Annotated in this window: 4 protein-coding genes and 2 pseudogenes; all 6 read left to right on the forward strand. The window is 37.7% G+C overall.

Annotation, left to right across the window (positions count from 1 at the left end; all coding sequences use genetic code 11):
• Nucleotides 1–360: adenylate/guanylate cyclase domain-containing protein (locus HY063_01450; GenBank protein MBI3500433.1), on the forward strand; the 360-nt coding region annotated here is incomplete at its 5' end.
• Nucleotides 361–369: 9 nt separating this feature from the next.
• A pseudogene (locus HY063_01455) lies at nt 370–1,050 on the forward strand (tetratricopeptide repeat protein).
• A 291-nt stretch (nt 1,051–1,341) separates the two neighbouring features.
• Nucleotides 1,342–2,110 (forward strand): annotated as a pseudogene (locus tag HY063_01460) (adenylate/guanylate cyclase domain-containing protein).
• Nucleotides 2,111–4,105, forward strand: coding sequence for a tetratricopeptide repeat protein (locus HY063_01465; protein ID MBI3500434.1), 1,995 nt, complete (start codon nt 2,111–2,113; stop codon nt 4,103–4,105).
• 97 nt (nt 4,106–4,202) lie between these two features.
• Nucleotides 4,203–6,059: a tetratricopeptide repeat protein gene (locus tag HY063_01470; protein ID MBI3500435.1), complete on the forward strand. Its 1,857-nt coding sequence runs from the start codon at nt 4,203–4,205 to the stop codon at nt 6,057–6,059.
• Nucleotides 6,056–7,698 (forward strand): tetratricopeptide repeat protein (locus HY063_01475; GenBank protein MBI3500436.1); only part of this gene is annotated, 1,643 nt, incomplete at its 3' end. The genes HY063_01470 and HY063_01475, both read left to right, overlap by 4 nt.

Here is a 7,698-nt window from a genome sequence, read left to right on the forward strand (position 1 = left end):
GGACTTCCGACTCCGAATTCAAACCATGCAGAAGAAATTGTAAAAGCCGGAATCGAAATCCAATCGTGGATGAAAGAGCAGAATAATAAATGGAGCTTGAGAATGGGAATTCATTCAGGGCCTGTCACGGCTGGAGTGGTGGGCGATAAAAAATTCGCTTACGATATTTGGGGGGATACGGTGAATACGGCAAGCAGAATGGAATCATCGGGTGAGGCAGGAAGAATAAATATTTCGGGCGCAACGTACCAAATCCTTCAAGGTTTTCAAAACCTTGAAGGATTAGAATTCAAGTTCCGCGGAAAAATTCCCGCCAAGAATAAAGGCGAAATAGAAATGTATTTTGTGGAAAGCAAATAACTTTATGTGATGCAAAAACTTATTATTCTTTTTAGCGGTTTTTTATTTTCTGTTTCCTGCTTGGGTCAGAATAAAGCGCTGGATTCCTTAACCCACCTGCTCGCGGAGTGCAAAACCGATACGGGAAAAGTTATCTTGCTTTTTAAAATCAGCGATGAATATTTTTGCTGCAGCGATGACAGCGCAAATGCTTTTGCCCAGCGCGGGCTTCATCTCGCTCAACGTATAAATTTTCAGAGGGGAATTGCAATAAATTTAATAACGATAATAAAATATTACAGGAGACAAGGAAGCTATGCCCTAGCCATTCAGCATTCGCTGGAGTTAATGAAAATAGCGGACAGTACACGGGACGAAGAATTAATTTCTTCCGCCAACACAGAAATAGGAAATGTATATTATGTTCAGAATAATTTAAATGATGCCATTCTTCATTTTGAAAAAGCGCTTGAAACAGAAAAAAAAAGGGGTAATAAGCAGGGAATGGCAGCCCTCACCGCCAACATCGCCAACTGCTATATGCTTAAAGGCGATTACATCAAAGCGCTCGATTACAATCAGCAATCCTTAAAACTTGAACAGGAAAGAAATAACACGCAGGGCATTGCCGAAAGTTTAATCAACATAGGCAATGTTTATTACATGCGAAAATATTTTGCAAAAGCCCGCGAGAATTATGAAGAAGCGCAAAAAAAATTCGAAAGCATTAACGACCAGAAAGACATTGCTTCGCTGCTTGCAAATATAGGCAGCGTGTATGACGAAGAGAAAAATTTTCTGAAGGCGCTCGAATACTTTGAAAGGGCATTGGGAATTGCAAAAAAAAATAATTACAAAGACCTTGTTGAAGCAGTATATGAGAATTTCGCTTCCTGCTATGAGCATCAGAATAATTTCCAGAAAGCATACGAATACCATAAACTTTATTCCGATACCAAAGACAGTTTGCTGAATGAAGAAAGCAGCAAGCAAATTGCAGAAATGCAAACCAAGTACGAAACGGAGAAGAAAGAGCGGCAGATAACACTTTTGAACAAAGATAAAGATCTGCAGTTTCTTAAATTACAGCGACAAAGATTAATAATTTTATATGTTGCAGCAGGACTTTTAGTGGTGCTGATACTTTCAGTGTTCATTTTCCGCGAGAGAAGAAAATCAGAAAAACTTTTGCTGAATATTTTACCGGCAGAAACAGCGAAGGAACTCAAATCAAAAGGAAAAGCATCTCCGCGTCATTACGAAAGCGTGACTGTTATGTTTACCGACTTCAAAGGGTTCACTACCATTGCCGAAAAACTTTCTGCGGAAGAATTAGTTTCAGAATTAGATTTTCTTTTCAAAAAGTTTGATGAAATAATTTCCAGATACAACATCGAAAAAATAAAAACCATCGGAGATGCGTATATGTGCGCAAGCGGCTTGCCGGTTTCGAATTCAAACCATGCAGAAGAAATTGTAAAAGCCGGAATCGAAATCCAATCGTGGATGAAAGAGCAGAATAATAAATGGAGCTTGCGCGTGGGAAGTAGTAGGCGATAAAAAATTTGCTTATGATATCTGGGGAGATACGGTGAATACGGCAAGCAGAATGGAATCTTCAGGCGAGCCGGGTAAAATAAATATTTCGGGCGCAACGTACCAAATCCTTCAAGGTTTTGAAAACCTTGAAGGATTAGAATTCAAGTTCCGAGGAAAAATCCCCGCAAAGAACAAAGGAGAAATAGAAATGTATTTTGTTGAGAAATCGTAAATGAAAAAAGCAGTACATAGTTTACTTTTTCTCCTTATTACTATCACTTTATTTTCTCAGCAAAAAAAAATTGATTCATTGGAGAATGTTTTGAAAACTGCAAAGGAAGATACAAACAAAGTGAATACTTTGAACGCTTTGAGTATGCAATTATGGCGAACAGGAGATTTTAATAAATCAAAACAATACGCCACAAATGCATTATCTCTCTGTGAAAAATTGAATTTTAAAAAGGGGCTCGCTACAGCTTACAATAACATCGGAATCAGTTATCGGAATCTAAGCGATTATACGGAGGCATTGAAGAATCACTTGCAAGCCCTAACTATAATGAAAGAACTTGGCGATAAAAAAGGACTTGCCACAACTTACAACGGCATAGGACTTATTTATAAAAACCAAGGCAATTATCCTGAAGCGTTAAATAATTTTTTGCAATCATTAAAAATAGATGAGGTGTTTGGTGACAAGCAAGGCATGGCTTCTTCTTACAATAATATCGGAATTGTTTATTGGAAACAGGGAAACTCGACCGAAGCATTAAAAAACCATTTGGAAGCATTAACGTTAAGAGAGGAAATCAACGACAAAAAAGGTCTCGCGGCTTCCTACAATAATATCGGTTCTATTTATGAATATCAGGGCGATTCGCTTGGCACCCGCCACGATTCTTTAGATATGAAAAATAAATATTCGGAGGCGCTGAAAAATCATTTGAAAGCACTAAAAATAAAAATAGAAATTGGCGACAAAAGAGGAATCGGCAATTCTTACAATAATATCGGAACCATTTACAACAAACAGGGTAACCGCAAAGAGGCATTGAAAAATCATCTTGGCGCATTAAAAATAAGAGAAGAAATTGGTGATAAAGAAGGCGTAGCAACTTCTTATATCAACCTTGGAACTATTTTTACTGAAGACAAAAAATATAAGGAAGCAAAGAACTATTTTATAAACGCATTGCAATTGTCCATAGAAATTAAAAACAAAGATGACATTCAAGATAGTTACAAAGAATTATCACAATTGTCGGCACTATCGGGTGATTTTAAAAATGCCTATCAGTATCACAAACTTTATAGCGATGTAAAAGATTCACTCCTCAACGAAGAAAGTTCAAAGCAGATAGTCGAAATGCAAACCAAGTACGAAACTGAAAAAAAGGAACAACAGATAACGTTGCTGAATAAGGATAAAGAATTGCAGGATGCTCAACTGAACAGACAGAAAATAATTATCTGGTCAGTAGCGGCAGGATTACTTGTTGTGCTGACACTTTCCATTTTCATTTTCCGTGAGAGAAGGAAATCAGAAAAACTTTTATTGAACATTCTCCCTGTAGAAACCGCGCGTGAATTAAAAGCAAATGGTAAAGCAACAGCAAAGCATTACGAAAGCGTAACCGTCATGTTTACCGACTTCAAAGGATTCACCACCATCGCAGAAAAACTTTCTGCGGAGGAATTAGTTTCAGAATTAGATTTTCTTTTCAAGAAGTTTGACGAAATAATTTCTAAGTATAACATTGAAAAAATAAAAACCATCGGAGATGCCTATATGTGCGCCTCAGGATTGCCAACTCCAAATTCAAATCACGCAGAGAATATTGTTCGCGCTGCATTGGAGATTCAGAAATTCATGGAAGAGTCTGCAATCAGCAACCGGCAATCGGCAAATGAAAAACAAAAATTGCGGACTGCCGACTGGAATTTGAGGATTGGTATTCATTCGGGACCTGTTACCGCTGGAGTAGTGGGCGATAAAAAATTCGCTTACGATATTTGGGGGGATACGGTGAATACGGCAAGCAGAATGGAATCATCGGGAGAGGCAGGAAGAATAAATATTTCGGGCGCAACGTACCAAATCCTTCAAGGTTTTGAAAACCTTGAAGGATTAGAATTCAAGTTCCGCGGAAAAATACCCGCCAAAAACAAAGGAGAGATTGATATGTACTTTGTGAAGCAAAGCGCGATGGAGAAAATAATTTAGCAATGAAAAAATGAAACGGCTTTTTATTTTCATATTCACATTTATACACCTGCATATCTGTACATTTATATTCGCACAACAAAAAAAAATTGATTCATTGGAGAAACTATTCCCGGTTGTACATGACGAGAAGGAGAAGGTTAAGATTCTTAAAAAACTATGCAGCGAATATCGGGATGCTGGCGAATATGATAAATCTATGAAACAAGCTCAGGAACTTTTGAATTTATCGCAAAAGTTAAATTATAAAAATGACATCGGTGAAGCATTTAGGCAAATGGGTTTGACTTGCAAGCGGCATGGAAATTTAAACGAGGCGCTGAATTATTTTTTAAAAGCGGAAACAATATGGGAAGAAAACCGATACAGCAAAGGCATGGCTGCGTCATATGAAGATATTGGCGGTGCTTATTTCAATAATGGAGATTATGCCCATGCAAGTGAATATTTTTGGAAATCATTAAAGACAATGGAAATCACAGGCAATAAACACGGAGAAGCAAATTGTTACGGTGATCTTGCTGAAATACTTGCTCAAAACGGGGACAATGTTAAGGCGTTGGAATATTATAATACAGCCATAAAAATTTTAAATGAAAACGGGCTTCAACAACATACAGCCTCTCCGCTCAGTGGAATAGGAATCATTTATTTCAGTCAGAAAAACTATGAAAAAGCAATAGATTATTTTAAACAATCATTGGCGATTGATGAAAAAACAGGCGACAAAAAAAGTATCTCCACTATGCTTAATGATATTGGCAGCGCTTATGATGAAGAAGGAAAATATGATATGGCGCTTGATTATTATTTTAAAGCATTGCAGTTGAGCGAGGAACTTAAAGTGCCTGACCAAACCAGTATGAATTTATACAATATCGGATATGTATATGGGAAACAAAAAAAGTTTGAACAAGCAATTGAGTATCTTAAAAAAGGGCTTGCTCTTGCAAAGCAAATCAATTCCAAATTTGATATAAAGAATGCGTTTCAATTTTTATCAGAAACCTATCAGCGAATGGGCGACTATAAAAACGCATACGAATACCACAAACTTTATTCCGATACCAAAGACAGTTTGCTCAATGAGGAATCTTCCAAGCAAATTGCAGAAATGCAAACCAAGTATGAAACAGAAAAGAAAGAACAGCAGATTACTTTACTGAATAAGGATAAAGAATTACAAGACGCACAACTCAACCGGCAGAAGATTGTGATATGGTCAGTCGGAGGAGGATTGTTTGTGGTGCTGACACTTTCCATCTTCATTTTTCGCGAGCGAAGAAAATCGGAAAAACTTCTTTTAAATATTTTACCAGTCGAAACCGCAAGAGAACTCAAGGCAAATGGAAAAGCAAAAGCAAAACATTACGAAAGCGTAACCGTAATGTTTACCGACTTCAAGGGGTTCACAACAATAGCAGAAAAACTTTCAGCAGAAGAATTAGTTTCGGAACTTGATTTTCTTTTTAAGAAGTTCGATGAAATCATTTCCAAATACAATATTGAAAAAATAAAAACGATTGGTGATGCATACATGTGCGCCAGCGGACTGCCAACTCCCAATTCAAATCATGCAGAGAATATTGTTCGCGCTGCATTGGAGATTCAGAAATTCATGGAAGAGTCTGCAATCAGCAGTCTGCAATCGGCAAATGAAAAACAAAAATTGTGGACGGCCGATTGGAATTTGAGGATTGGGATTCACAGCGGGTCTGTCACCGCAGGAGTTGTGGGCGACAAGAAATTCGCTTATGATATTTGGGGAGACACAGTAAATACCGCTTCAAGAATGGAATCATCGGGTGAGCCGGGTAAAATAAATATTTCGGGCGCAACGTACCAAATCCTTCAAGGTTTTGAAAACCTTGAAGGATTAGAATTCAAGTTACGCGGAAAAATCCCCGCCAAGAACAAAGGCGAAATAGAAATGTATTTTGTGGAGAAGACATGAAAAAACTTTTGCAAATAACTTTTTTTCTTTTCAGCATTTCCGGTTTTTCCCAGCAAAGAAAAGTTGATTCTCTTTTAACCCTCTTACGGAAAGACAAATCCGGCACTACTCAAATTAATCATCTTCTTACACTCTGCGATGAATACCCTTTCATAGGAGAATATGATTCTGCCATTCATTATGGAAATAAAGCCCTCCTTCTTTGCAACGGTCAAAACCTTCAAGGATTAAAAGCCAAAGCCCTCAACGGCATCGGAATTGCCTATTTCTATCAAGGCGACTATCCAAAAACATTGGAATACTATTTTCAGTCGTTGAAAATAAAAGAACAAATTGGAGACAAAAGCGAAATCGCAAAAACTATCGGCAACATCGGTACTGTCTATTGGAGACAAGGCAATTATTCGAAAACATTGGAATACTATTTCAAGGCATTGAAAACATTTGAAGAAGTAGGAAATAAAAATAAAATCACAGTCATTCTCAGCAACATCGGAATTGTCTATAAAGAACAGGGCGACAATCCCAAAGCATTGGAATACTATTTCAAGGCATTGAAAATGGATGAAGAACTTGGTAGAAAAAATGGAATTGCAGCCAATCTCAACAACATCGGAACTGTTTATTATCAGCAAGGCGATAATACAAAAGCGTTGGAATGCTTTTTCAAAGGATTGAAAATGGCGGATGAACTCGGAGACAAACAATCGCAAGCAAACACTTTCGGCAACATCGGTGTTATCTATTCTGCTCAAGCCGATTATCCCAAAGCATTGGAATACTATTTTAAGGCGTTGAAAATAAATGAAGAAATGGGAGATAAAAGTGGAATGACAATAGAACTCGGTAACATCGGCTCGGCTTATACTAAGCAAAAAAAATATGCCCAAGCAGAGCACTATCTGCTGAAGTCGCTTGCCTTAGCCAGGGAAATTGGTTCGCTGGCGGATATTAAGGAAGGGCATCAACTCCTCAGCGAACTCTATTTTGAAAAGGGAGAATATAAAAATGCCTACGAACATCATCAGCAATATTCCAACGCCAAGGACTCACTCCTCAATGAAGAATCCTCCAAGCAGATTGCCGAAATGCAAACCAAATACGAAACGGAGAAGAAAGAACAGCAAATTACTTTATTGAATAAAGACAAAGAACTTCAGGATGCACAACTGAACAGACAGAAGATTGTGATTTGGTCAGTGGTTGGCGGATTGCTGATTGTTGTTTTTCTTTCCATCTTTATTTTCCGTGAAAGAAAGAAATCAGAAAAACTTTTGCTGAACATTCTTCCTGCGGAAACAGCGAGAGAATTAAAGGCGAACGGAAAAGCAAAAGCAAAGCATTACGAAAGCGTAACAGTCATGTTCACCGACTTCAAAGGGTTCACCACCATTGCAGAAAAACTTTCTGCGGAAGAATTAGTAAGTGAATTGGATTTTCTTTTCAAGAAGTTTGATGAAATAATTTCCAGATACAACATCGAAAAAATAAAAACGATTGGAGATGCTTACATGTGCGCCAGCGGACTTCCGACTCCGAATTCAAACCATGCAGAAGAAATTGTAAAAGCCGGAATCGAAATCCAATCGTGGATGAAAGAGCAGAATAATAAATGGAGCTTGAGAATGGGAATTCATTC

The organism is Bacteroidota bacterium, from assembly GCA_016195025.1.
In the GTDB taxonomy this organism is placed as follows: Bacteria; Bacteroidota; Bacteroidia; order Palsa-948; family Palsa-948; genus Palsa-948.